1 pseudogene is annotated in these 392 nt (G+C 48.0%); it reads left to right on the forward strand.

Features of this window, described 5'->3' with window-relative positions:
- Positions 1–392: pseudogene (locus J576_RS19325) on the forward strand (hypothetical protein); the annotation flags it as partial.

Below are 392 nucleotides of genomic sequence, written 5' to 3' on the forward strand. Positions count from 1 at the left end.
GCAGTAAGCTCACCGACCTATACTGTGAATGGCAACAACGTCAATAACGTGGGCGATGCGATCACTGCATTAGACAAAGGCTGGACACTACAAAGTAATGGTACCAATGCAACTGCAGTAAAAGCTGGTGATACGGTAGACATTGGTACGGTTGCAGGTGAAACCAACCTGAAAGTGACCAAGACCGGCAATACGATTCAGTATGGCTTAAATCGTGACCTGAATATTGACAGTGTAACGGCAGGGGACAGCAAGCTGGATACGAATGGTTTAACCATCACTGGTGGACCAAGTGTGACCAAGACTGGTATTGATGCTGCAGGTAACACCATCAGTAACGTAGCAGCAGGCACCAATGCCACCGATGCAGTAAACAAAGGCCAGCTTGATGC

It is taken from the genome of Acinetobacter sp. 766875 (assembly GCF_000582055.1).
Lineage (GTDB): Bacteria > Pseudomonadota > Gammaproteobacteria > Pseudomonadales > Moraxellaceae > Acinetobacter > Acinetobacter nosocomialis.